This is a genomic window from Pedobacter frigoris (assembly GCF_032678645.1).
In the GTDB taxonomy this organism is placed as follows: domain Bacteria; phylum Bacteroidota; class Bacteroidia; order Sphingobacteriales; family Sphingobacteriaceae; genus Pedobacter; species Pedobacter frigoris_A.
This window is the reverse complement of the sequence record NZ_JAVTSP010000001.1, coordinates 1,129,667-1,153,626: the sequence shown is the minus strand read 5'-3', so window position 1 is coordinate 1,153,626 and position 23,960 is coordinate 1,129,667. Positions and strand designations below refer to the sequence as shown.

The window sequence follows — 23,960 nt, the reverse complement described above, 5'->3', positions numbered from 1 at the left end:
CATTATATACTAAAACGGATGCTATGTCAATTAAAATACCCCCGTATAGTTAAAAGGAGTAATCTTTTTCAATTCTTCTTTTACAGTGTTGCTAACATTTAGGCCATCTATAAAATCCGCCATCGTAACCGCAGTTATCTTCTGGTTTGTACGGGTAAGGTCTTTTAAAGCCTCGTATGGATTAGGATAGGCCTCTCTTCTTAATATGGTTTGTATTGCTTCGGCAACTACAGCCCAGTTATTTTCTAGATCAGCGTGGATTGCTTCTTCATTCAATAGCAGCTTGTTCAGTCCTCTTAGTGTGGAAGCAATCGCAATTACGGTATGTGCCATAGGTACGCCAACGTTTCTAAGGACTGTAGAATCTGTTAAATCTCTTTGCAGACGAGAAATAGGAAGTTTAGCAGCAAAAAATTCAAACATGGCATTTGCTATTCCCGCATTACCCTCAGCATTTTCAAAATCAATTGGGTTTACTTTATGAGGCATCGCAGATGACCCTACTTCGCCTTCCTTGATTTTCTGCTTAAAGTAATTTTTAGAGATGTACGCCCAGATATCTCTGTCCAGATCTATGACGATATTGTTGATTCTTTTTAGTGCATCACATTGAGCAGCGAATTGATCATAGTGCTCGATTTGAGTAGTATATTGTGCACGGCTTAAGCCCAGTATTTCATTAACAAAGTTGTTAGAAAAATCTACCCAGTTGGTTTCAGGATAAGCAATATGATGTGCGTTAAAATTACCCGTTGCACCTCCAAATTTGGCGCTGTTAGGGATGTTTTTTAAATTGTTCAGTTGAATTTCCAGACGTTCCGCAAATACCATAAATTCTTTGCCCAATTTTGTGGGAGAGGCTGGCTGTCCGTGGGTATGGGCCAGTAGAGGTACTGTTGCCCATTCTGCGGCCAGCTCCTTTATTTTGGCCACCAATTCCGTAAGTCTAGGGTAATAAACTTCATTTAACGCCAATTTAAAAGTATATGGAATTGCTGTATTATTGATGTCTTGTGAGGTTAGTCCAAAATGAATAAATTCTTTATAGGCTTCCAGACCCAATAGATCAAATTGTTTCTTGATAAAATATTCTACCGCTTTTACATCATGATTTGTAACCTTTTCAGTATCTTTTATTTCTTGGGCATGGGTGTCATTAAACTGCTGATGGATTAAACGAAGCTTATCGTAATTTGCTTTGTCAAAATTCTCCAGACCGCGAAGGCCGTTTTCGCATAGCGCTATGAAATATTCTACCTCAACGTAAACGCGGTATTTGATCAATGCAGACTCCGAAAAATATTTAGAAAGGCTTTCAGTAGTATTTCTATAACGGCCATCTACAGGAGATATGGCTTGAAGAGGAGATAAATTCATGTATTAACTGTTTTTACAAAATGCGAAGTTAACATTTTTCAGTCAATGATTAACAATGGACTTAATATTGATGCCACTCAATTGCTAAAACAGGGATTTAAACAACTTGAATAGAATGGAATTTTTAACGATCTGATTTTAAAGTAAAACAAAAAAGGCTTCCTGATACAGGAAGCCTTTTTTATAAGTTCAACTTAGCTTAGTGAGCTGGAGCAGGAGCTGGAGTCTCAGTAGTTGTAGTTTTAACTGCAGTATCTTTTACAGTTGAATCAGTAACTGTAGTATCAACTTCAGTAACGATAGTAGATGAATCAGTTACAGTTGTATCTGCAGATTCGCCAGTTTTTTCAGCGTTGTTACAAGCTGCTACTGATAAAGAGATTGCTAAAGCTAAAAAGCCAAATTTAAATGCGTTTTTCATTTCTAATTCTGTTTTAAATAATTAATTAATTTTACACTTAATACGGTAAAGTTGAAAAGGTAACCCAAGTATTTTAAAAAAAATAAAAATAATTAATTTACTCCTTTTTACCGGCCGCAAATGTACTGTTTAACAGTAAATAATCAAGAGAAATAAAAAAAAATAAATAGGGTTACCCTATACAAATAAGCGGTATTAACCAAAGTGTAGTTAAAAACATTATTTTTTTTAGTTAACATTGGGTTACCATTCACGTATAAATGTATTAATTGGTGAGTAATAAGTTAAGCAGTTCAGTTCCAACAGATAGAGAGGTAGTTTTAGGGATCTTAAATAACTCAGAAGATGCGCTAAATAAATTGTATTCCGGATATTTTCCGATGGTCTTACAATTTATTTTGAATAATAACGGTGATGAAGATGATGCGAAAGATGTGTATCAGGAAGGGATCATCGTATTATACAACAAGATTAAGAGCGGAAAATTTGAGTTGAGTAGTAAGCTAAAAACCTATATATACTCAGTTTGCAGACGAATCTGGTTAAAGAAGCTTTCCCAGCAAAGCAGGAAGACCAGTAACATCGCAGATTTTGAAGATATCATAGCAGTGGAAGAGGAAGTAGAGCAGCATGAGGAAAAGGACAGGCAATTTGAAAAAATGCAATCCGCACTTGTTCATCTGGGAGAACCTTGCAAAACTATTATTCAGGATTTTTATATTAACAATTTGTCCATGCAGGACATCTGTGAGAAGTTTGGCTATACAAATACAGATAACGCCAAGACTCAAAAATATAAGTGCCTGCAAAGACTAAAGAAATTATTTTTTCAATCATAATTGAAATGAGAAACGAGATAGAGTTAGATGGTATAATTGAAGATTACTTAAATGGTAAGCTTACTGAAGCAGAAGCTCAGGCTTTTGAACAATTGCGCTTAAATGATGCTTCAGTGGACCATAAAGTTGTTAGCCATAAAGTTTTCATGGAGGCAATGGCAGATTATGCAGAGGTGATGAATTTGAAGGAGAAGATGGATGCTGCCCATGCACAAATTGATGTAGATGTCTTGAGCAGGCAGCTTGGTCCGCACCCTTCGTTTATAGTAAACATCTGGCGTAAAAATAAAGCCGCCATTGCTGTTGCTGCTTCATTCATATTCTTGTCAATGATTATGCTATATTCTATTCAACAGAATACCGAGCAAATCGGAAAGGTTGAGTTGATGAACAGAGACCTGGCGAAGATCAAAACATCTACAAATAACCTGATTCGCAAAATAAACTCAGGTAATGCAGGTGCTACTAAAAATTTAAAACCAGCTAATTATGGTGGAACGGGCTTTGCCCTGACATCTAATGGTTACATTTTGACCAATTTGCACGTGGTTAAAGATGCTGATTCTGTGTATGTGCAGGATAGTAAAGGAAACGAATATAAAGTAAGGGTTATTCCTATAGAGTCTCAGAAAGATCTGGCTATTCTTAAAATAGAAAGTGATTCTTTTACCCCACTTCCCAATCTACCTTATCGTTTGAAACAAAATGGTGTAGGGATGGGCGATGAGGTATACACCATTGGTTTTCCTAAAGATGGCGCTGTATATGGAAGAGGATATGTAAGTTCTAAAACCGGTTATAATGCTGATGATTCTACCCAATATCAGGTGGGTATTGATGTAAATCCAGGAAATAGCGGCGGCCCGCTTCTTGACCAGTACGGTAATGTAATTGGTGTGATTAGCGCAAAATTAAGTCAGGTAGACGGAGCTACATTTGCAATAAAAGCAAAATACATCCAGGAAGCACTAAATTCTATTTCCAAAGATTCTTTGGGTAAAAGCGCAACATTCAACAAAAGGAATTCATTGCAGCGCTTAAGTAGAAATCAACAATTTGAGAAGCTGAAAGATTATGTATTTATGGTAAAAGTATTTAAATAGCCTTTAGAGAAACAATAATCCTATCATTACTAAATAAGATTTTTTAAACCCCGAAACTTTAACTAAGTTTCGGGGTTCTTTATTTGGGGTGTATTATGAACAAAAGGGAAAAAACAGGGGAAATTATTATGGCAAGTTTCACGTATTCTCAACTCAAGCAACACAGATGACCAAAGAAATGGTATGTGTCATACACTGTAACCCTTCCTAAATATCGGATTGTATAAAGGCAAAAAATTGTAACTTTAAAACAGTAAAATGAAAAGTCGAAGGATATAAATCACAATAGATGTTATAAAATTTATAATTACATTCGGATAAATTAAACTCTTATGACGTTGATTATGAAGTCAGAAATTACATATACCTTAAAGGTTTGTCTTACAGCTTTGATCGCATCTCTACCTGCTACCTTGGTAATCGGATGGGCATATATCGGTATTGTTATGCTTGTCAAACCTGAAAATTATTATTTCAATTTTAATTTATCATTGTCCGACCTCTGCATCTTTATTTCGATTACAGCGGTGTTGGTATTTGCAAGTTTGTACTCTATAACCAGATCTGGTCACAGGAAATTTGTAAATGATAGACCAATTGTATATTCCATAGTGATCTTTGTAGTTTATTTATTATTGTCAAAAACACTTGCATCAATGAGTATAGGCGGACTCCTATTTAGCTATTGTCCGATGTTTTTCATAACCTACTTGTGTCATAAAATATTTTCAAAATACAAGAACAAGGCTGAGTTGGGTTTTTTTGAACATTGAACATGCCAATAACACACGGTGCAAATGCCATATTTATAAAATTTAAAGATTGGTATTTACTTAATCTTTCCAGAATCTATTCGTGATAATAATTAAATTTTAGAATCATTATAAGGGTCTGTCTTCTTTTTTAATTTCTTTGCTTTCGGGTGTTTCTTTAATTTTAATTTTTTCTATATAATTTTCCACTGAGTTGGAATCCTCTGGTTTAATTTTTTCTTTGAAAATTGTCTCCCAGAAGAGCGTCTTTTTTTTCTCTTTAACTACTTCGCCTTGTATTTCTTTTCTGATCATCATATCAAAATTAATAAATTAATACGCATATATAAGTTTATGAATTTTAACTGGTTAATTCTATAAATGTAATTATTAATTGGTTCTTTCTGGTTTTGTCCCTAGTTCTGTTGTATCAACAAATTACCTATGCAAAGTAAAATTTTCAGTGTATTTGATAATGAAATTACTACTTCACTTCAAAAACTAAACAGTGAGTATTGTGAAAAATTCATTGATAAAAATACTATCAACTATTGTAAAGCTTATTGAGGAAGATTTATCCGATTTTGTTTCAGTTAAACCGCTACGAGTACCAACATTATCAGTTTAAAATCAAAATTGAATACAAAGACGACTGGTATATTGTAAAAGATGTTGAAATTAAACCATCATAATCACGGTAAAACTTTAAGTAGCATATATAATTATAACATACAATAAAAACCTATTGCATAAAAAAAACCACCCTAAATAATTAGGGTGGTCTCTTATGCTCATTATTGATTAATTAATTATTTTGTTGTTTTTGTATGCTTTCAATATATGCCCTTTGCCATTTGCTGTAATCTGCGGAGGTATTAAATACATTCACATCTTTAGAAAATTTAAATAAATCGGCAGATGTAAGGCCATTAATTATAGAAACTAAACTTAATGATGATGCGTTTTTTTGACCATATGATTGCACAATAACATCTTTGATACCAGTTTCGTATGGCATTTTACAGAACGTTCCTTCTGGAATTTTTGTTACATAAGAATAACTTACCTCATTGGTGGTCTTGTTTGTAATTTTTACATTCTGACACCTAAATTTACCAATGATTTTATATTCATCTTTATATTCAAGAACGTAATTAGAAGTAGAATCTGAAACATATTCAGGTTTCAAATCCTTCTGTTTTACTGCAACTTTTCCATTCTCATGTTCCCACATCGCCCAGACTTCCCCTGTAGTCCTATTTATTAAGGTCGTAGTCGGGTATCTTGTAAAACTCATTTTTGGGAAAGTTTGCTTCGTATCTGATGTTTCTAGTAATGAATCTTGCTTTAGTATTGTGTTATTCTGCCCACTCTCGGAGGGAACAGAAGTCATATTTAAGAGTGCAAAATCTTTGCTAATAACACACTTTAAAACAAATCTAGCTTTAAGGTCAGGAGTAACAACAGAATAATTAAAAGTTGTTGTCTTTATTTTCTCCTGAGACTTACTATAGAATGAATTTACAAATAGAATACAGCATAAAATACCTTTCACAAAACTGCTCATGTTTATCTAAGGGGTGTTAACGTAATATTGAAAGTTGTTGTTCTACCACCAACTACAACTTGATAGCTATCTATCATCATCATTCCAACACCAGTAACATATGAGGAATAGTATCCTGTTGCACTACATGCTAGTGAGTTATCAGTTGATAAAGAAGCTACCCAAGTTTCATTTTGAGTAAACGAGCAGGAAACAGTTGACCCGAAAATACTAAAGCTACGAGAAATGTAGGCTTTTGTTTTTTTGTTGTATTCAACAGTCAACTTCAAATATACTCCTGGTTCTAATGGTTTTGACGCAGAAAATACCAATTTAATGGCAGTTGATTCATTAGGAGCTTCTTCACCTTCACCATCTCCAATATCAGAACGGGTATTAGGTGCAGCACCAATTTTATTGTCTAATTTACGTGACAGAGAACCATACATTTCAGTGATATTATATCCTGCTTTGCGAATACCGTCTTGATTTGCCTTTACTTTTGCTAGAAATGTTCTCGCTTCTGATTCAGTTTTGAAAGTCATCGGGGTAATACCAGATGGTGCATCGACTGCTAAACTTCGATGCCATACTCTTTTACTAATTTTTGGATGTCGAATTTCTCTTGTCGCTCTTTTTTGCATCCAGTAATTGTTAATAGTAGTACAGAGAGCATTAAGAGATTGTTTTCTTTTTTTAGACATTCTTTTAAATGAGCATGTTGCGAAAATATATAAAAGAAATTATAAAATATAGAATCGTAAAAAAATATAAAGTAATGATAATTTATAGGTGTCTTGTATTTCTAAGGCTTTACAAATTCCATAATAATTTTTATCTCAGCAAAGAATAAAAACGCTAGATTTATACTCCCAGAACAGAAGAGAAATAGGGCAAATTAGGGGAAAAATAATTTTACTAATTTTTTTAACCTCGTTTAAATAGGTTTAAAAACTGTTTTAGTTTTCGAAAACACTAAATTTAACCATTTTAAACTTTAACTAAGTTTCGGGGTTTTTAATGATATAACTTTTGATATGGATTTTGGAAAAGTACCCGCAGATAGTGTTAAAGATGTAGATTTTACATTACCTGAAGATGGCAAGCAGACTTTAAAAACTTTGGCACATTTGAAACCCGTAAAAAAGCCTGATTTTTATATTGGCTGTGCTAAATGGGGTAGAAAAGAATGGCTGAATATGATCTATCCAAAAAAGACTAAGGAGGCTGATTTTTTAGATCAATACGTAAAACATTTTAACTCCATTGAACTGAATGCCGTTTTTTACAGCATCCCAAAAGCCGAACTAATTAGGAAATGGAGGATAAAAGCAGAAGAAAATACAGCAAATGATTTTTTATTCTGTCCAAAATTCTCCAGAACAATCAGTCACATTAAGCGATTGAAGAATGCGGAAGAAGCAACGGATCAGTATTTAGCAAGTATTTCTGAATTTGGTAAATTCCTGGGTCCATGTTTTCTTCAGTTGGGAGATAATTTTGGCCCTAATAACTTTGAAGTCTTGGAAACCTATCTTGAAAAACTTCCTCAGGACCTGGAAGTATTTGTCGAATTAAGACATGAAGAATGGTTTGCTGATAAAGAGGTACGCAATAGGTTATTTGAAATGCTGTCGAAGCTAAAAAAGGGAGCTGCAATTACTGATGCCAGTGGAAGAAGGGACTGCGTTCATATGGAGCTCACCATTCCGGAGATCTTCATTCGTTTCGTCGGTAATGGAAAAGAATTTCAGGATTCGGATTTTGCCCGAATTGATGAATGGACGGTTAGAATCAAATTCTGGTTGGCTCAAGGTCTTAAAAAGGTGTATTTCTTCCTGCATCAGCACGACGAAAAGGATACGCCAATTTTAGCTAATTATACTATCGAACAGTTTAATAAACATCTTGGTTCTGATGTGCCTGAAATTAAGTTTATTGATCTCGGAGACGTTGAACCTCAGCATACCCTGTTTTAATACTTTATTACAAAACGAGGATAATTCTTTAATTTAGTATACTTAATTTGTAGACATTATTATTTACGCTTGTTAGCGTTATTATTTAGACAACTAAAAATATAAAATTATGAGTTTAAGGATAGGGGACACAGCTCCCAATTTTAAAGCACAGACATCCATTGGTGATATTGATTTTTATGAATTCCTTGGCGATAGCTGGGGAGTACTCTTTTCCCACCCGGCAGATTATACACCGGTATGTACAACAGAACTTGGACGTACCTCTGCTTTAAAAGGTGAATTTGAGAAAAGAAATGTTAAAGTTCTGGCTTTAAGTGTAGATTCTGCGGAATCTCATAAAGGCTGGATTAAAGACATCAATGAAACTCAAAATACAGAAGTAGACTTCCCTATCATTGCTGATGAGGATAAAAAGATTGCGGACTTATATGATATGATCCACCCCAATGCCTCAGAGACATTAACAGTGCGCTCATTATTCATCATTTCCCCAGATAAAAAAGTAAAGCTGATGTTAACTTATCCGGCATCAACCGGACGTAATTTTAATGAAGTTTTAAGGGTAATTGATTCTTTACAGCTTACCGCAAATTACAGCGTGGCAACTCCTGCTGATTGGAAAGATGGGGATGATGTAGTCGTAATGAATAGCATTAAAACCGAAGATATACCAGCTAAATTTCCTAAGGGACATAAAGTGATTAAACCTTATCTGAGAACAACACCTCAGCCAAATAAATAGGCTGAGTGCTTTATAAATAAACGAAGCCATCCTTTGAGGGATGGCTTTTCGTTTTGGTTACTATTTGTGTGAGCGTGTTAACTGATAAACTTACTTTCAAGTCGTTTATATTGTTCTCTGATTTGCTGATTGAGGGACGTTTGCCTCTTTTCAGCTGTGAGTTTTTCTAGTTCATTTAGAATAGACAAACTCAACTGTATTTCTCTTCCATGATGAAGATATTGTGCGGGATCTAAGGAAATGATATAGTTCATTTCCTGATCTATATAGTTGATTGTACTTGCTGTTAAAGTATTCGCATTTTTAATGTCATCTAACCGATATAAGTTCTGAATGGTGCGGAACCTGTTCACTGTATCATCAATCGAATAATTCGTCATTGGAATATCCTTCATGCTCTTAACGAGTAAACTGGTCGCTTTTGCATTTTTACCCTCGGTAATGAGATTATCAGTCAATGAGTTGGTTATTTCCCATGTTCCCCTTACTACACGCCTGCTTTCAGGATCCAGATATTTTGCGGTTTTAAATCCCCTGAGGTCAAATTTCTGCATCAAATTATTATACATCACATCAGAATTGGTTTTCTCCATCTTGTCGCGTTTATCATTTGGCGCTGTATTGAAGGGTAATAATCTAAATGCATATCCTTCAAGATACAAATACTTGTCAAGCCCGATATAGGTATCTTCCGATACATTGGTTTCAAAATATACAGGTCTTTCCCAATTGTTGTTGGCCAGAATATCGAGCAAGGCAAGGTCGGATTTAACTACCCCATTTTTATCATAGGTCCATTCCATTTGATCAGTAATTTTAGCCTTGTCTTTGACCGAAACAGTATTTGTTCTAACTACCTGATCGGCATCAACTGTCAGCTTGAATTTCCTGGTTGGCAGAAAGTTTTCAAAACTTCCATCATTAAGCTGTAATTTATCTTCTTTATTATCTGATGTAATTACTGCCATCAAATCTTTTAATTCCACACTGTCTGTAAATCCATAATCAAAATAATGGATAAAATCCCTGGTTCCATTTACATATTTTTGCTCTGGCATGGTAATGGGTAATGGTGCAGATTGATGAAGTGCCTTTTTCATTTGATTGATGTAGGCATCATCTGACAGATACTGAATGTTCACAACCCTGATGTCTGTGCGGAACCCTTCTACTTCTTGCGCATACCACAATGGGAAAGTATCATTGTCAGCAGTGACAAAAAGGATCGCATTTTTTGCACACGAATTAAGATAGTTTTTTGCCCAATCCAGCGCAGTTGTTTTCCCCGAACGGTCATGGTCCCTCCAGCCCTGAACTCCCATAATAGCAGGACCAGCCAATAAGCCTATCAAAGCAGCTGTAATGAGGCTTAATTTAGACGCATTAAGCCTGGATAGCCACTCTTTTATTGCAAATACACTGAAACCTATAAAAATGGCAAAGGCATAGAATGAACCTACGTAGGCATAATCTCTTTCCCTCACTTGTCTGGGGTCCTGATTTAAATATACTATAATAGCAAGCCCTGTAAACAAGAACAGCGTCGTGATAACCAGAGTGTCATTCCTGTTTCTTCTGTACAGAAATATAAGCCCGGCAATTCCTAATATCAATGGGAGACCATAGAATCTATTATAGCCTTCATTGTCAATAATACTTGCCGGAAGCTTGTCCTGATTTCCGAGTCTAACAGCATCCAGTGACTTAATCCCGGTTATCCAGTTTCCTTCAGTATGGCTTCCCTGTCCCTGATTGTCATTTTGCCTGCCTGAAAAGTTCCATAAAAAATAGCGCCAGTACATGAATCCCATCTGATAGGAACTGAAAAATTCCAGATTCTTAGCAAAAGTCGGACTTTCATTGTCGCCAAGATTTAACCATTGCTTATAAAAACTGATATGATCAGGTCTTGTGCTGTATGTACGTGGAAATAATATATTTTTATCATATTCAACTTTAAAAGCTTTGCCTGCTGTTTCGTATTTTTCTTTTCCCTTTCTATACCTCGTATAAGTATCTTTTGCATCGATCTGCTTAGCATCAAACGTCTGGCCATATAATAAAGGTGTTTCGCCATAGTTGGTGCGTCCCAGGTAAGCGTACAAGCCAAATGGATTATCTGGATTAGATAGGTTTAGACTTGTTTTTGCATCTGCTCTGATGATGATCAGAAAATAAGAACTAAATCCAAACAACACAAAAGCGAGACAGATCATACTTAGGTTGAGATGGTATTTTCTATGCTTAGCAGAGTAGTAAATGGCATAACTAATGGTGGCGACCAATAGCATAATAAATAAAAGAGCGCCATATCCGAATCCAAATCCAAGTGTATTGACGAAGAAGAGATCAAATTTAGCGGCAAACAAAACGGTATATTGAATAATCACAAATTGTACGGTAACCCAGATTAAACCAGCTATTCCTATCGCTTTTAAAATGCCAATTGGCGTTACTTTCGCCGTTTTTCTAAAATAATAGACCATTACAATGGCAGGTATAGCAAGGAGACTTAACAAATGCACACCTATAGACAAACCGACAATAAATGCAATAAATACCAGCCACCGGTCATCCATTTTATGTTCCCATTTAAAGACCGCCCAAAACACGATTGCCGTGAACAATATAGATAAAGAATAGACCTCTGATTCTACTGCAGAAAACCAGAATGTGTCTGAAAATGTAAACGCCAGTGCTCCAACAACACCTGTTGCAATCACAGTAAGCATATCAATTGTCGTTTTTTCTTGCTTGTAAAGTTTTGAAGCAATAAGAGTGATCGTCCAATAGAGGAACATAACAGTTGCCGCACTGAAAACCACCGAGCTGAAATTAATCCAATAAGCGACTTTGGCAGTATTTCCCATAGCAAGCAAAGAAAATAGCTTGCCAATCATCAGGAATAAAGGAGCTCCCGGCTGATGACCTACTTGTAATTTATCTGCTGCGGTTATAAATTCTCCGCAATCCCAAAAACTTACAGTGGGCTCCATCGTGAGCCAATAGGTAAATCCGGCGATCAGAAAAAGTATAAATCCAGTGAGGTTGTTGATCTTTTGATATCGGTTCATGGTTTTGATTTGGTAAATAGGTTAACCAAAATTAACTAAAACCTTGAATTTTAGATTTTTGTAAATGTTAAAGTAAGTTAAATAATGTTAAAATTAGTAATGCTGTACTATTTCAACATCCAATACAATTAAACCCTCTGCCTTACTTTGGGTAAAAATCAGGAATCTTGTATCATCGGGTTTGATTTTATATTTTTTTACCAGATTTTCTGGCTTATCAGGGTAATTTCTTACGATTACATTACCGGTCAGTTGTTTCTGTTTTTTCAGTTCACGGGTAGATATCATGCCGTGAATTTTGAAGATCCGTCCGGGAAACATTTCATTCTTTCTATCACTAACAAATAGCTGCGTCTGGGTATCCAGCTTTTGCAACCCGTAGGTTTTGCCAATCAGATTAAAAGCTCCGCTCTTCAGTAATGCCACATCAGGCTCATAAAGATAGCCCTCCGGATTGTGTTCAAGTATGTTTTCATCCGCGTTTTTTTCGTCGCCCATATCAAAAATAAAGCTTCTGTAATCCTCATTTAAGGTGACTGCGGAGATTTTTACCACACCAATATGCTCTTTATCTATCACCCAGATCAATTCCTTGCATTCATTTTTGACGCTGACGATGTGGATCTCGGATACATGCTGTAATTCCTTCAATCCTGCGGTAATGTCCAGTAGAGGTGCAGTCTTAATGATCAAACGCTTGCCTTTATTTAGCAACATTGGAAGGGCAGAAACAACATCAGGTGTACAATCTTTGAGCATGAATACTTTTTTACTATCACTGCGTCTGGCAGGATCAATGTATATGGTATCAAAGGTTTCTATTGTGTTCTCCAAGAATTCAATACCGTCCGTTGCCAGGAACCTGATGTTAGGTTGCTGTAATATCCCGGCATTGTAGGCGGCTATCGCAGAAAGCTCAGTATTGATTTCGCAATGAGTTACATGTTTGGCTGCCCTGGCAAAATAAAAGCTGTCTACTCCAAATCCACCTGTGACGTCAATCAGGCTTTCACCCTTGCACAGCTTAGATTTATAAATAGCCGTTCTTTCAGAGGAAGTCTGTTCAATTGATAGCACCGGTGGATAATAAATCTGTTCGGTATTGAACCAGGTGGGTAATTTTTTCGCGGATTTCTTTTTCGCACCAATCTGTTCGGCCAGTTCCCTTGAAGAAACGTCCTTAAACTGACTCTTACCCATAGCAATTTTGTGTACATCATCAGTCAAATGAGCATTGATGTATTGCTGAACTTTGGTATCTAAGATCTCCCGGTTCAAGGCCTAGTTAGCTGTTTTATCTCTCATCACGATTTGGCATGTATTTCTGCTCTTCACCTCCAATAGTATGTTTTTATTTACTGTTACCCTTTCTATTGTTTGTTGGTTATAATACCTGATGGTCACCAACTCCAGTCCGGTATTGTATTTTACCTTATAATGAATCGAAAGATCAGCGATTAACGCGTCCAGTTTTTTTGCATCGTGGTCAAAACTCACGGAGAAACTGATAGCAGAATTCAGCATCGTATTGATTTTAACTTTGTGCTTGTGAAACAGGCTGAATATATCACTTAGATTCTCTTCTATAATGAATGAGAAGTCTTTGGGAAATATAGAGATCAGAGCCTGATTTACTTTGAAGATAAACGAAGGAACCGGAAGATGGTTATTGGCACCAGTTATATCCGTACCCTCAGCATCCGGTTGCAGGAAAGACCTTACAAACAATGGAATATTCTTGTTTTGGATTGGCTTTATAGTTTTCGGATGTATGATTGTAGCGCCGTAATAAGCGAGTTCTATGGCATCATGGTAGGAGAGTTGAGGAATTCTTTCTGTCTCATCAAACCATTTTGGATCGGCATTTAATACCCCAGGCACGTCTTTCCAAATGGTAACAGAACTGGCATTTAGACAAGAAGCAAATATAGCTGCAGAATAATCTGAACCATCTCTGCCCAATGTAGTGGTGAAATTCTCGCTCGTACTGCCAATGAAACCTTGTGTTACCGCTATACAGTTTTCAAGCACTGGTACAAGGTTTTTTTGGATTTCCAGTTCTGTCTTCTCCCAGTTCACCTGGGCCTCACGATAAGTGTTGTCTGTATGAATGAAATTTCTTGCATCAACCCATTTTATGTTACATCCGGATTCCGCTAAAAATGCAGCTGCTATTTTTGTAGAAACGAGCTCTCCAATAGATACAATCTGATCATATATATAGTCAGCGGCATCATCTGGTTCTTCTTCCAACAGCCAGTCTATTTCTACAAATGAGTTTACAATGTCGTTATAAACAGGGTGCTGATTGTCGGGAAACAGATCATGGAGAATGTCAAAGTGAAAGGATTTAACTTCTTCAAAGATTTGCTGAACATCATCCTGGCCATTCAAATAGGCATTAGTCAGTTCTTCAAGCTTATTGGTCATTTTGCCCATTGCAGAGATGACGATCAACAAGTTGTTCTGTTTGCTATTGAGAATGATTTTTGCCAGATTTCTTACTCCACCCGCATCCTTAACTGATGCGCCTCCGAATTTATATACTTCCATTAATTATTTACTGATTAAAGAATTAGGTTTTGCAATCGCTTTTAGTTCACTGAAAGGAATTAATAACTCTGTTGTTCCATATACATAGGCCTTAATTTCGTAAGGATTATAAAGGAATTTGAGCCCTTCGTCTGTTATGGTAAAATTATTATTGAGTTTAAATTTATCATTTTCAAAGAAATAGCCGTCTTTCAGGCTCGCAGTTGCAGATAGTTTTTCATTTTTTCTGAAAATCTGCTCTGCAATGGATGTAAGCTTATCCATACTACCAGGTAATATCAGGGAATCCAGTAAGATTTCTTTAGCGGTCTTTGTATCGTAATTCAGGTAGGTGTATACACTATTTGGATGTGCACCTCCTGAATAATTTACATAAGTGATCTGCAAACCCAAATAATCCGCCGATTGCCTGATCACTTTTGTATTTATATCCAGAAACCAGGTTTGAGGGTAATCTTTTTCGCTTTTCCTGAAATCATCAAAACCCTTAATAAAGTCATCAGCATATGCTTTGTAAGAGCTATATTTTTTGCCCTCATCAGCAGTCCCTATTATTTTTTGCAACACGAAATTATTTACAGATTCATTCTCGAATACCGGATAAGAAATCACTGCTTTAGAGGTGTCCGTTACTTTTTTATCTGGAGATACCGGCGGAGCACTATAAACTTTAACAGAATCATATTTAAAAGCCCCTGAATTCGGGGGGGCAACCATTGATGAATCAGTTAAACCCGTATTTACAGTGTTTTTTTTCTCACTCTGACATGCAGTCTGAATGGAAATAAGCCCTAAGGCGATTGCAAATAATTGTAGTTGTTTCATAGTTTTAAGATCTGTTCTTTCGAAAAAGAAGCATTTAACCAATCTGCTTCATAAGTAGCAGCATATTTATCATAAAAGTTGATGGCCGGCTGGTTCCAATCCAGTACCTGCCAGTTCATACCGTTATAGTTCTTGTCTTTTGCTTCCTGTACTATGATGTCAAACAGCAATTTGCCTATTCCTTTACCTCTGTGGCTTTCAGTTACAATGAAATCCTCAAGGTATAGCCGACATCCTTTCCAGGTGGAATACCTCACATAATAAAGTGCAAAGCCAACTATTTTGTTTTCGTCTTCGGCAACAAAAGCTTTCCATACCGGGTTTTCACCAAAACCAGCATCCTCGAATTCTTCAAGCTTAACTGTTACTTCCTGCGGCGCTTTTTCATATAGTGCCAGTTCCTGAACCAACTCAAGTAAGCGGCCGCAATCTTTTCTTTCTGCAACTCTCAGGGTAATGCTCATTCTGCTTTGTAATGCTTGATTTTTCTTTTTCCAAAAATACTGCTGCCTATCCTTACCATCGTACTACCGGCTTCAATGGCTAGTCTATAATCTCCTGACATGCCCATAGAGACTTCTTTAAAAGAGGCTTCTTTGCGGAAGAAGCTCAATTTAATTCCATCAAAAAGCACCTTTAGTTCAGTGAATTCATCTGTAGTCTGCTTCTCTGTCGCATTGTTACTAGCTATGCCCATCAGGCCTACGATGCGTATATTTTTAAGCTCGGTAAACTCGTCCGAACGAAGCAATTCTATAGCCTCATCAAAACCGAGACCGAATTTAGTGTCCTCGTCGGCTATATAGATCTGCAGGAGACAATCAATTACCCGCTTGTGTTTTGCCGCTTGTTTATTGATTTCAATCAATAGCTTCAAGCTGTCTACAGACTGGATCAATTTGATGAAAGGTGCAATGTATTTTACTTTGTTCGTTTGAAGGTGACCAATCAGATGCCATTCTATATCTGCTGGTAGTTGCTGCTGTTTATCAGCCAGTTCCTGTACAATATTTTCTCCAAAAACACGCTGACCGGCATTGTATGCTTCTAAAATTGCATCGGTATCCTGGTATTTAGAAACAGCAATCAGTTCAACCTCTTCTTTATCTAATTCGCTTTTATATTTTAATAAGTTATCTGCTATACTCATTTATCAGTATTTTTGGTAAAATTAACAACCTTAGCGAATTTTGTCTAAGAAATAATGAGGTTTTACTAAGAATGAAGCAATTAATATATATAATCATCGCTTTTTTATTGATTACAGGGTGTAAGCCGGGGGTTCCAAAAGACCTCATCCAGCCGGATGAAATGGCTAAAGTCTTGCACGACATACACATCACAGATGCTTATGTAGGTATTCTGCCAAATCAGGATTCTGTTAAAATTATAGCGGCATCTTATTATAAAGGGATTTATAAAAAGTACAATATAGATTCCGCACTTTACAATAAAAGCATGGATTATTACTATAAGAATCCAAAAGTACTGGATGAGATCTATACCAAAGTAACGGCTGTGTTAGCGGCTGATAAAAACGCCATTGTGAAAGCCGACTCTATACAGGGAGCAAAAGAGGCCAATAAAATCAGGTTGAAGGTATTCAGAGATTCCGTAAATAGAGCAGATTCTATTTATTGGAAGACACTCATCTTAAAGGATACGACAAAACGAAAGATTGATGTCATCAAACCAAGATTAATTTTTAAAGATTTAAGAAAGTAAAAGTAATATGTTGTATCCGGAGAATTGTTTGGAGCGTTTGGGATTTAATGAGGTAAGACAACTTATTCATAAACACTGTCTAAGTCCTATGGGCCAACAGATGGTGGCAAAAATGCAGGTGATGACCAAGTTTGATCAGATCAATAAATTTCTGAGGCAAACCAGCGAGTTCAAAAGCATTCTGGAAAACCAGGAACCATTACAGATCAGTACATTTTTCGACATCAAGACACTTGCCGATAAGATCAGAGTAGAAGGTTCTTACCTTATGGAGGATGAACTTCATCAGATGTATGCATCGCTCCAGACTGTATTTTCAGTGCTTAGGTTCTTTGAAGAAAGAAAAGAAATATATCCTAATCTGGAAGCGCTATTTGAGCACCTTCCGGTTGAAAAGAACATTCTGAAGCGGATTGAAACTGTTCTTGATCCAAAAGGAAAAATCAAGCCCAATGCTTCTCCGACTTTACAAAACATCATCGGCGACATTGCAAAAACAGAACAGGATGTAAGAAAGAGGATGGATTCCATCTATAAGCAGGCCATCGGCAACAATTGGGTTGCGGATGGAAGTTTAACCATCAGGGATGGAAGAATGTGTATCCCAGTACTGGCCGAAAATAAACGTAAGTTAAAAGGATTTATACATGATGAATCTGCCAGCGGACAAACGGTTTACATTGAGCCAGAAGAGGTCTTCTCATTAAATAATAAACTGCGTGATCTTGAATTCGACAAACGCAGAGAGATCATTAAAATACTGATCGCTCTAACTAACGATTTAAGGCCTTATACGCCGCTTTTATTATCTTATCATGGTTTCCTAACTAAACTGGATTTTGTTAGGGCAAAAGCGTTATTTGCAATAGAAGTTGAGGCTGATATGCCGGTATTGATCAAAGAAGCCAAAACAAAACTGGTAAATGCACGTCATCCATTGCTGTTTCTTTCTTTCAAGGAAGATAAAAAAACAGTAGTGCCCTTAAATGTACACATTACTGACAATTTCAGGATCCTATTGGTGTCTGGTCCAAATGCAGGTGGTAAGTCTGTTTGTATGAAAACCGTAGGCTTATTGCAGATTATGGTACAGTCGGGTTTATTAATCCCTGTTCATGAATCAAGCGAAGTAGGAATCTTCGATCAGATTTTTGCAGATATTGGTGATGACCAGTCTATTGAGAGTGACCTGAGTACTTACAGTGCCCACCTGACCAAGATGAGGTACTTCGTAGCGCATGCTACACCAAAGTCCCTCGTTTTGATCGATGAATTTGGAACGGGAACAGATCCTCAGTTTGGCGGACCAATGGCGGAAGCTGTTCTGGAAGTATTGAACAACAAAAAGGTAAGGGGGGTAATCACTACCCATTATTCTAATTTAAAACTGTTTGCTGGTAATACGCCCGGACTGGAAAATGCATCTATGTTATTTGACAATGACAGGATGAAGCCAATGTATGTACTCGAAATTGGTAAACCGGGTAGTTCTTATGCCTTTGAAATTGCTCAGAACATAGGTTTGCAAAAAGAAGTACTCGAACTGGCAAGAGCCAAGACAGGTACCAACCAAAATAGGATAGATAGCCTGCTGGTAGACCTGGAGCGTGAGAAAAAACAGATCTATGATACCAAAGTACATCTTTCCAACCAGCAGAATAAAGTAAAGAACCTGGTAGCTGAAAATGAGAAACTAAAGTTATTTCTGGATGAGAATAAAAAAGTCCTGATTAAGGAGGCCAAGATGGAAGCCCAGGCCATTATAAAAAATGCCAATAAACTCGTAGAAAATACAATTGCGGAGATTAAGGAAAAACAAGCTGACAAGGTTGCAACCAAACAATTAAGGCAAAATCTGCATAAGGAACTGGTACAAAACCAGGTTAAAGAGGAGAAAAAAGCAGAAGTCGCAATGCCGCTAAATACGCCAATAGAGGTGGGCGATTGGGTGCAACTGAATAATAGTGAAACGACAGGACAGGTACTTGAGATCAATAGGGATAATCTCGTTATCGCATTAGGTGATCTGCGCTCCGTGGTTAAGAAAAATAGAGTATATAAGATCAGTAACAAGCAGGCAAAAAAAGCTGCACAACAAAATTCTTATACCGGTAATATCTCAGAAGCCATTTCAAGTTTTAATGCCGAACTGGATTTACGTGGCATGCGTGGAGAAAATGCACTGCATGAACTTGAAAAGTACCTGGATAAATCTATCATGCTAGGCTTTCCATTTATCAAGATCATACATGGAAAAGGTGATGGTATTTTGAGGAAACTGATCCGTGAATACCTGAGAAAATACAGTCAGGTAAATCGTATGGAAGATGAACATGCCGACCGAGGGGGAGATGGCATTACTTATGTTTATTTTAATTAGTAAACATATTTATTATTAAGGTGTTATAAGAGAAAATCATCTCTTATGAAAACTTTATTGGTTGCATCTGTCGCGCTCTTTCTATGTTTGTCGTCCTGTAAGAAAAAGCATTCAGACAATTCTGGTGAAGAATTGCCCGATGTGGAACTGAAAACCAGGGTGGTCACCTCGGCATTGTCACACATATGGGAAATGGTGTATGGTCCTGATCAGCAGCTATGGATTACAGAACGCGCCGGTAAAATCAGCAGGGTAAATCCCCAGTCCGGTACGATAACTCCAGTATATACCATTTCAGAAGTGGTCGCCAATGGAGAGGGTGGTCTGCTCGGTATGGCTTTACATCCGCAGTTCACCACTAATCCCTGGGTATATGTGGTGTATAATTATGGAAGTCCCTATAAAGAAAAGGTAGTTCGTTTCACTTATTCGAACGGGACTTTAACCTCTCCTTTGGTAATTCTTGATCAAATACCTGCTTCATCTATTCACAATGGTTCCAGACTCCTCATCACCAGTGATCAAAAGTTGCTCATTACCACGGGCGATGCCAGTGTAAGCAGTAATGCTCAGGATATGAGTTCTTTGTCTGGAAAAATACTGCGTGTAAATCTGGATGGTTCTATTCCGGCAGACAATCCTGTGGCAGGAAGCAGGGTTTGGAGTTTGGGACACAGAAATTCGCAGGGACTGGTAGAAGCCAATGGTAAACTCTATGCTTCAGAGCATGGACCCAATAATGATGATGAAGTAAATCTGATTGTCAAAAGACGAAATTATGGCTGGCCAAATGTGGAAGGCTATTGCAATACTTCCGGAGAACAAACATTTTGTACGGCGAATAATGTTGTAGAGCCTATGATGGCATGGACGCCAACAATTGCTACCAGCGGACTTACTTATTACGACTCTGATTTTATTCCTCAATGGAAAAACTCGCTGTTGCTGGTTTCTTTAAAAGGTTCCAGACTTACGCAGTTGAAACTGAATCAGGCAAGAGATCAGGTATCTGGAAGTAAAGATTTCTTTCTCAATGAATTCGGCAGACTGAGAGCTATTTGTCAATCTCCTGAAGGTAAAATATACCTGGGCAGTAGCAATGGCAATAGCGATAAAATCATAGAAATAACCAAATAAGTTGGTTCTAACGCTTCTTTTAGTATAATTTAGCATCAAATCTTTTAGTATGATAAATAAAGTTGTTTCGGGTGCTGAAGAAGCTATCAGAGATATTGAAAATGGTACTACTTTGATGCTGGGGGGCTTTGGCTTATGTGGAATCCCTGAAAACTGCATTACAGCATTGGTAAAAAAAGGTGTGAAGAACCTGACTTGCATATCTAATAATGCGGGTGTCGATGATTTTGGGATAGGTCTTATGCTTCAGCAGAGACAGGTGAAGAAAATGATATCTTCTTATGTCGGAGAAAATGCAGAGTTCGAGCGCCAGTTATTAAGTGGTGAACTTGAGGTTGAACTTATACCACAAGGTACGCTTGCGACCAGGTGTATGGCTGCGGGATACGGAATGCCTGCAATATTCACTCCTGCCGGTGTAGGTACAGAAGTTGCAGAAGGCAAGGAGGTAAGGAATTTCGATGGTAAGGATTATTTGATGGAATATGCTTTTGATGCGGATTTTGCAATTGTTAAGGCCTGGAAAGGGGATACTGCCGGAAACCTGATCTATAGGTCTACCAGCCGTAATTTTAATCCGGTAATGGCGATGGCTGGAAAAATTACCATTGCAGAGGTAGAGGAACTTGTAGAAGCAGGAGAGCTGGACCCGGATCAGATTCATACCCCAGGTGTATATGTCCACCGTATTTTTCAGGGTGCTGATTATGAAAAAAGAATAGAACAGCGCACCATCAGAACTAAGAATTAATCCTATAAATTTCAATATGCTGGATAAAAATGGAATTGCGAAGCGTATCGCAAAAGAGATCAAGGACGGTTACTATGTGAATCTGGGAATAGGTATTCCCACACTTGTAGCCAATTATATACCAGATGGTGTAAACGTCGTCTTGCAATCTGAAAATGGCCTGTTGGGAATGGGACCCTTTCCTTTTGAAGGGGAGGAAGATGCCGATCTGATTAATGCAGGTAAACAAACCATTACGACATTACCGGGTTCATCTATATTTGACTCCGCAATGAGCTTCGGAATGATCAGGAGTCAGAAGATAGATCTGACCATTTTGGGGGCGATGGAGGTATCCGAGAATGGAGATATTGCCAACTGGAAGATTCCCGGTAAGATGGTTAAAGGCATGGGTGGGGCGATGGATCTTGTAGCCTCTGCCAAGAACATTATCGTTGCCATGCAGCACGTAAACAAAGCGGGAGAAAGTAAATTGTTGCCTCAATGTACACTACCGCTTACAGGTGTAAAATGTATCAAGAAAATAGTTACCGAACTGGCTGTGCTGGATGTGCTTCCAGAAGGAGGTTTTAAACTGATTGAAAGAGCTCCCGGAGTTAGTGTTGATTACATCAGACAAGCCACATTAGGTAAGCTTTTTGCTGATGATGACGTGCCGGAAATGGTGTTTGATTAAATTACTCAGTATGACGCGGTTATAGCTTCGTCATCTCGAGGTACGAGAGATCTCTTGAATTTTGCCAGGACAAGAGATCTCTCGTACCTCGAGATGACGGCAACCTGTCGGGGTCGGTATTATTACTGACAAATTCTTGCCTTAAGCTCAGTCGAAATTTCTTCTGTAATTCTTATGATATGATCAGGAATATCAAGGTTGTTCACTACAATCTTATCACATTCGTTTCTATAAGGCAGTAAGTATTCCCGATAAGCAGGTACTACATGGTTGTGCCATTTATAGAGCACATCATCTTCAGGATACCCGCGCTCCATTCCGTCACGCTTAATGCGTCGCTGTAATGCAATCTCATCTTCCGCTTCCACAAAAATACGATGATCTAGCATGGCCGCAATCTCCTTGAAATGAAGTATAAATAATCCCTCGACTATAATTATGGGGGCAGGCTTTACTTCAAGAATTTTAACTACCGCCAGGGGGTTATTAAAGCTATATTCTTTCTTATATACTACATCTCCTTTTACCAGTTTTTTGATATCCAGCAAAAACTGCTCATTGTCAATGGTGGACGGCAGATCGAAGTTATACAGTTTATTTTCCTCCTGCGTCATGTCTCCTACAGGAAAATAATAATCATCCTGTGACACAAGTGTTACCTCATCGTGTTTAAAATGATGGAGGAAGCTATTCAGGAAAAATGTTTTCCCAGAACCGCTTCCGCCGGCAATACCTATAATAAAAGGCTTGTGATTATTGTTCATTTTCTTCTCCACCGTACATTAAATTGCAATAAAATCTCTTGTCCAAAGCACCCAGTGCATCGGCTACAGCTTTGGTCATTACAATTATAACATCTTTTGTGGATTCGTTCTCCGTAAATTTACCAACAACCTTAGCGAAGGTAGTGCGGTTGCTCATCGGGTTGGTGATTTTTATCACTTTGCCAATTGGCGCAGTACGATGTAGTACAAGCATTTTTGTAGGGTCCAGATCGGGATCAGCGATCCATACCGCAGTTCCTTTTTCTTCTATTTGATTCAGCCCATACCTGCTCGCTGCATACCTTAAAGAAGGATCTTTTAACGAGTTTACGCTATCCTGATCGGCAGTATTGGCTGCTATTGGCGGCGTATAAGGTTTCTTCACCGGATATTGGCCTTTGATCAGTAACTTTTGTCCTACACTAAGAGAGGCATCCTTCAAGTTGTTTTTAGCTTTTAGCTGATCCATTGTGATTTTATAGCGTGTAGCTATAGAATACATGGTTTCATTAGATGCAACCGTATGCTCTATAAATTCTTCCTCTACAGCTTTTGGCGGATTATTTAAAGGTTGCTTCTCAACGGGTTTCTCGATCGGTTTCGCAGGTTCTTTTTTATCTGCAAGGACTATCGGCTTAGGATCTGGACGATTAACTTTTTCTGAAACAACCTCTACAGGCTTTTCCTGTTCTACAACTTTACCTGGTATTTTTAAAACCTGACCGATTTGCAGATTGATGCTGTTCAGGTTATTAATCCTCTTAATTTCATTTACCGTTGTTCCATATCGCTCAGCAAGCATATTTAAGTTCTCTTTCTTCTGAACAATATGTTCTTCAATATTTTGATCTGCAACCTGAGCCGGTGTATTTGCTGGTTTGCCGCTAGAAGAACCTGCATTGTCCTTAAATGGGATATTTGTAGGTACTTTAATGATCACTCCGATCTGAAGAAATTTACTGTCGTTAAAGGTCATGATGTCTTTAGGAGTCACATTATACCTTCTTGCGATAGCGTAGTAAGTATCCTTCGCAGCTACCTGATGAACAATTAATTTTTTCCCGTTGTGATTTTCAACACCTATGGAATCCCTTGTAATTGCTTTTGCTGATGTGAAATTAAGCGCAATAGCTAATACTGGTACTATATAATATTTATACATTAATCTCTGATAAAAATAAGTTAGCAATTATACGAATAATATAAATAACCCCTCGAATTGTAAATATAAACGCTCTTTGTAAAGTACTATTGTATTCGACCAATTTTTTCGAAACCAAATTAATTTTTCGTTGTTATATTAGTCTTAAATT

22 protein-coding genes are annotated in these 23,960 nt (G+C 37.4%); 9 read left to right on the top strand and 13 right to left on the bottom strand.

The window, feature by feature from the left end:
- Positions 1-30: 30 nt before the first annotated feature.
- Both purB and R2Q78_RS05045 read right to left on the bottom strand, forming a co-directional pair.
- On the bottom strand, positions 31-1,377 hold the full coding sequence (gene purB, locus R2Q78_RS05050; RefSeq protein ID WP_316789481.1) for an adenylosuccinate lyase: 1,347 nt from the start codon (positions 1,375-1,377) through the stop codon (positions 31-33).
- A gap of 199 nt (positions 1,378-1,576) precedes the next feature.
- Positions 1,577-1,798 carry a hypothetical protein gene (locus R2Q78_RS05045; protein ID WP_316789479.1) on the bottom strand — a complete coding sequence of 74 codons (222 nt, stop codon included), beginning with the start codon at positions 1,796-1,798 and terminating at the stop codon, positions 1,577-1,579.
- A 272-nt stretch (positions 1,799-2,070) separates the two neighbouring features.
- Between R2Q78_RS05045 and R2Q78_RS05040 the strand changes: the two genes are divergently transcribed.
- Positions 2,071-2,637: a sigma-70 family RNA polymerase sigma factor gene (locus tag R2Q78_RS05040; RefSeq protein WP_316789476.1), complete on the top strand. Its 567-nt coding sequence runs from the start codon at positions 2,071-2,073 to the stop codon at positions 2,635-2,637.
- Positions 2,638-2,642: 5 nt separating this feature from the next.
- Positions 2,643-3,740 carry a serine protease gene (locus R2Q78_RS05035; RefSeq protein ID WP_316789473.1) on the top strand — a complete coding sequence of 366 codons (1,098 nt, stop codon included), beginning with the start codon at positions 2,643-2,645 and terminating at the stop codon, positions 3,738-3,740.
- 881 nt (positions 3,741-4,621) lie between these two features.
- Here the strand turns inward: R2Q78_RS05035 and R2Q78_RS05030 are convergent.
- From R2Q78_RS05030 to R2Q78_RS05020, 3 genes are all read right to left on the bottom strand, one after another.
- Positions 4,622-4,810 carry a hypothetical protein gene (locus R2Q78_RS05030; protein WP_316789470.1) on the bottom strand — a complete coding sequence of 63 codons (189 nt, stop codon included), beginning with the start codon at positions 4,808-4,810 and terminating at the stop codon, positions 4,622-4,624.
- Positions 4,811-5,297: 487 nt separating this feature from the next.
- Positions 5,298-6,059: a hypothetical protein gene (locus R2Q78_RS05025; protein WP_316789468.1), complete on the bottom strand. Its 762-nt coding sequence runs from the start codon at positions 6,057-6,059 to the stop codon at positions 5,298-5,300.
- A gap of 2 nt (positions 6,060-6,061) precedes the next feature.
- Entirely contained in the window at positions 6,062-6,742 is a 681-nt protein-coding gene (locus R2Q78_RS05020; RefSeq protein ID WP_316789466.1) for a hypothetical protein, read from the bottom strand.
- Positions 6,743-7,075: 333 nt separating this feature from the next.
- On the opposite strand from R2Q78_RS05020, the gene R2Q78_RS05015 reads away from it, so the two are divergent.
- Complete coding sequence (locus R2Q78_RS05015) at positions 7,076-8,017, top strand: DUF72 domain-containing protein (RefSeq protein WP_316789464.1); 942 nt, start codon at positions 7,076-7,078, stop codon at positions 8,015-8,017.
- Between the two features lie 109 nt (positions 8,018-8,126).
- On the top strand, positions 8,127-8,762 hold the full coding sequence (locus R2Q78_RS05010; protein WP_316789462.1) for a peroxiredoxin: 636 nt from the start codon (positions 8,127-8,129) through the stop codon (positions 8,760-8,762).
- A gap of 77 nt (positions 8,763-8,839) precedes the next feature.
- On the opposite strand, the gene R2Q78_RS05005 is transcribed toward R2Q78_RS05010, so the two are convergent.
- The 6 genes from R2Q78_RS05005 to R2Q78_RS04980 all read right to left on the bottom strand — a co-directional run bounded on the left by R2Q78_RS05005 (position 8,840) and on the right by R2Q78_RS04980 (position 16,364).
- Complete coding sequence (locus R2Q78_RS05005; protein ID WP_316789460.1) at positions 8,840-11,836, bottom strand: DUF2723 domain-containing protein; 2,997 nt, start codon at positions 11,834-11,836, stop codon at positions 8,840-8,842.
- A gap of 93 nt (positions 11,837-11,929) precedes the next feature.
- The gene (locus R2Q78_RS05000) at positions 11,930-13,114 is read right to left on the bottom strand and encodes a THUMP-like domain-containing protein (protein WP_316789458.1); all 1,185 of its coding nucleotides are present in this window, start codon (positions 13,112-13,114) and stop codon (positions 11,930-11,932) included.
- 3 nt (positions 13,115-13,117) lie between these two features.
- Entirely contained in the window at positions 13,118-14,389 is a 1,272-nt protein-coding gene (locus tag R2Q78_RS04995; RefSeq protein WP_316789456.1) for an aspartate kinase, read from the bottom strand.
- Between the two features lie 3 nt (positions 14,390-14,392).
- Positions 14,393-15,214: a DUF3298 and DUF4163 domain-containing protein gene (locus tag R2Q78_RS04990; RefSeq protein ID WP_316789454.1), complete on the bottom strand. Its 822-nt coding sequence runs from the start codon at positions 15,212-15,214 to the stop codon at positions 14,393-14,395.
- Complete coding sequence (locus R2Q78_RS04985) at positions 15,211-15,678, bottom strand: GNAT family N-acetyltransferase (protein WP_316789452.1); 468 nt, start codon at positions 15,676-15,678, stop codon at positions 15,211-15,213. The genes R2Q78_RS04990 and R2Q78_RS04985 overlap by 4 nt, the downstream gene beginning before the upstream one ends.
- Positions 15,675-16,364, bottom strand: a complete 690-nt coding sequence (locus R2Q78_RS04980) for a YggS family pyridoxal phosphate-dependent enzyme (RefSeq protein WP_316789449.1) — start codon at positions 16,362-16,364, stop codon at positions 15,675-15,677. Before R2Q78_RS04980 ends, R2Q78_RS04985 begins: the two co-directional genes overlap by 4 nt.
- Positions 16,365-16,435: 71 nt before the next feature.
- Between R2Q78_RS04980 and R2Q78_RS04975 the strand changes: the two genes are divergently transcribed.
- Genes R2Q78_RS04975 through R2Q78_RS04955 form a run of 5 tightly spaced genes read left to right on the top strand, consistent with a single transcriptional unit; the run spans position 16,436 to position 21,883 of the window.
- Entirely contained in the window at positions 16,436-16,939 is a 504-nt protein-coding gene (locus R2Q78_RS04975) for a DUF4296 domain-containing protein (RefSeq protein ID WP_316789447.1), read from the top strand.
- A gap of 7 nt (positions 16,940-16,946) precedes the next feature.
- Positions 16,947-19,319, top strand: a complete 2,373-nt coding sequence (locus R2Q78_RS04970) for an endonuclease MutS2 (protein WP_316789445.1) — start codon at positions 16,947-16,949, stop codon at positions 19,317-19,319.
- A 45-nt stretch (positions 19,320-19,364) separates the two neighbouring features.
- Positions 19,365-20,456 carry a PQQ-dependent sugar dehydrogenase gene (locus R2Q78_RS04965; protein WP_316789443.1) on the top strand — a complete coding sequence of 364 codons (1,092 nt, stop codon included), beginning with the start codon at positions 19,365-19,367 and terminating at the stop codon, positions 20,454-20,456.
- A gap of 49 nt (positions 20,457-20,505) precedes the next feature.
- Positions 20,506-21,207: a CoA transferase subunit A gene (locus R2Q78_RS04960; RefSeq protein ID WP_316789441.1), complete on the top strand. Its 702-nt coding sequence runs from the start codon at positions 20,506-20,508 to the stop codon at positions 21,205-21,207.
- A gap of 16 nt (positions 21,208-21,223) precedes the next feature.
- Positions 21,224-21,883, top strand: coding sequence for a CoA transferase subunit B (locus R2Q78_RS04955; protein WP_316789439.1), 660 nt, complete (start codon positions 21,224-21,226; stop codon positions 21,881-21,883).
- Between the two features lie 122 nt (positions 21,884-22,005).
- Here the strand turns inward: R2Q78_RS04955 and R2Q78_RS04950 are convergent, their stop codons facing one another.
- Together R2Q78_RS04950 and R2Q78_RS04945 are read right to left on the bottom strand one after the other, a co-directional pair.
- Positions 22,006-22,647: a uridine kinase gene (locus R2Q78_RS04950; RefSeq protein ID WP_316789437.1), complete on the bottom strand. Its 642-nt coding sequence runs from the start codon at positions 22,645-22,647 to the stop codon at positions 22,006-22,008.
- Positions 22,637-23,809: a LysM peptidoglycan-binding domain-containing protein gene (locus tag R2Q78_RS04945; RefSeq protein ID WP_316789434.1), complete on the bottom strand. Its 1,173-nt coding sequence runs from the start codon at positions 23,807-23,809 to the stop codon at positions 22,637-22,639. The genes R2Q78_RS04950 and R2Q78_RS04945 overlap by 11 nt, the downstream gene beginning before the upstream one ends.
- Positions 23,810-23,960 lie beyond the last annotated feature (151 nt).

Coding starts and splice junctions, on each gene's coding strand:
- R2Q78_RS04995 (WP_316789456.1), bottom strand. CDS start 14,389: ATGGAAGTATATAAATTCGGAGGCGCATCAGTTAAGGATGCGGGTGGA.
- R2Q78_RS04970 (WP_316789445.1), top strand. CDS start 16,947: ATGTTGTATCCGGAGAATTGTTTGGAGCGTTTGGGATTTAATGAGGTA.
- R2Q78_RS05010 (WP_316789462.1), top strand. CDS start 8,127: ATGAGTTTAAGGATAGGGGACACAGCTCCCAATTTTAAAGCACAGACA.
- R2Q78_RS04965 (WP_316789443.1), top strand. CDS start 19,365: ATGAAAACTTTATTGGTTGCATCTGTCGCGCTCTTTCTATGTTTGTCG.
- R2Q78_RS05030 (WP_316789470.1), bottom strand. CDS start 4,810: ATGATGATCAGAAAAGAAATACAAGGCGAAGTAGTTAAAGAGAAAAAA.
- R2Q78_RS05045 (WP_316789479.1), bottom strand. CDS start 1,798: ATGAAAAACGCATTTAAATTTGGCTTTTTAGCTTTAGCAATCTCTTTA.
- R2Q78_RS04955 (WP_316789439.1), top strand. CDS start 21,224: ATGCTGGATAAAAATGGAATTGCGAAGCGTATCGCAAAAGAGATCAAG.
- R2Q78_RS05015 (WP_316789464.1), top strand. CDS start 7,076: ATGGATTTTGGAAAAGTACCCGCAGATAGTGTTAAAGATGTAGATTTT.
- R2Q78_RS05025 (WP_316789468.1), bottom strand. CDS start 6,059: ATGAGCAGTTTTGTGAAAGGTATTTTATGCTGTATTCTATTTGTAAAT.
- R2Q78_RS05020 (WP_316789466.1), bottom strand. CDS start 6,742: ATGTCTAAAAAAAGAAAACAATCTCTTAATGCTCTCTGTACTACTATT.
- R2Q78_RS04985 (WP_316789452.1), bottom strand. CDS start 15,678: ATGAGCATTACCCTGAGAGTTGCAGAAAGAAAAGATTGCGGCCGCTTA.
- purB (WP_316789481.1), bottom strand. CDS start 1,377: ATGAATTTATCTCCTCTTCAAGCCATATCTCCTGTAGATGGCCGTTAT.
- R2Q78_RS04950 (WP_316789437.1), bottom strand. CDS start 22,647: ATGAACAATAATCACAAGCCTTTTATTATAGGTATTGCCGGCGGAAGC.
- R2Q78_RS05035 (WP_316789473.1), top strand. CDS start 2,643: ATGAGAAACGAGATAGAGTTAGATGGTATAATTGAAGATTACTTAAAT.
- R2Q78_RS04945 (WP_316789434.1), bottom strand. CDS start 23,809: ATGTATAAATATTATATAGTACCAGTATTAGCTATTGCGCTTAATTTC.
- R2Q78_RS04975 (WP_316789447.1), top strand. CDS start 16,436: ATGAAGCAATTAATATATATAATCATCGCTTTTTTATTGATTACAGGG.
- R2Q78_RS04980 (WP_316789449.1), bottom strand. CDS start 16,364: ATGAGTATAGCAGATAACTTATTAAAATATAAAAGCGAATTAGATAAA.
- R2Q78_RS04990 (WP_316789454.1), bottom strand. CDS start 15,214: ATGAAACAACTACAATTATTTGCAATCGCCTTAGGGCTTATTTCCATT.
- R2Q78_RS05005 (WP_316789460.1), bottom strand. CDS start 11,836: ATGAACCGATATCAAAAGATCAACAACCTCACTGGATTTATACTTTTT.
- R2Q78_RS04960 (WP_316789441.1), top strand. CDS start 20,506: ATGATAAATAAAGTTGTTTCGGGTGCTGAAGAAGCTATCAGAGATATT.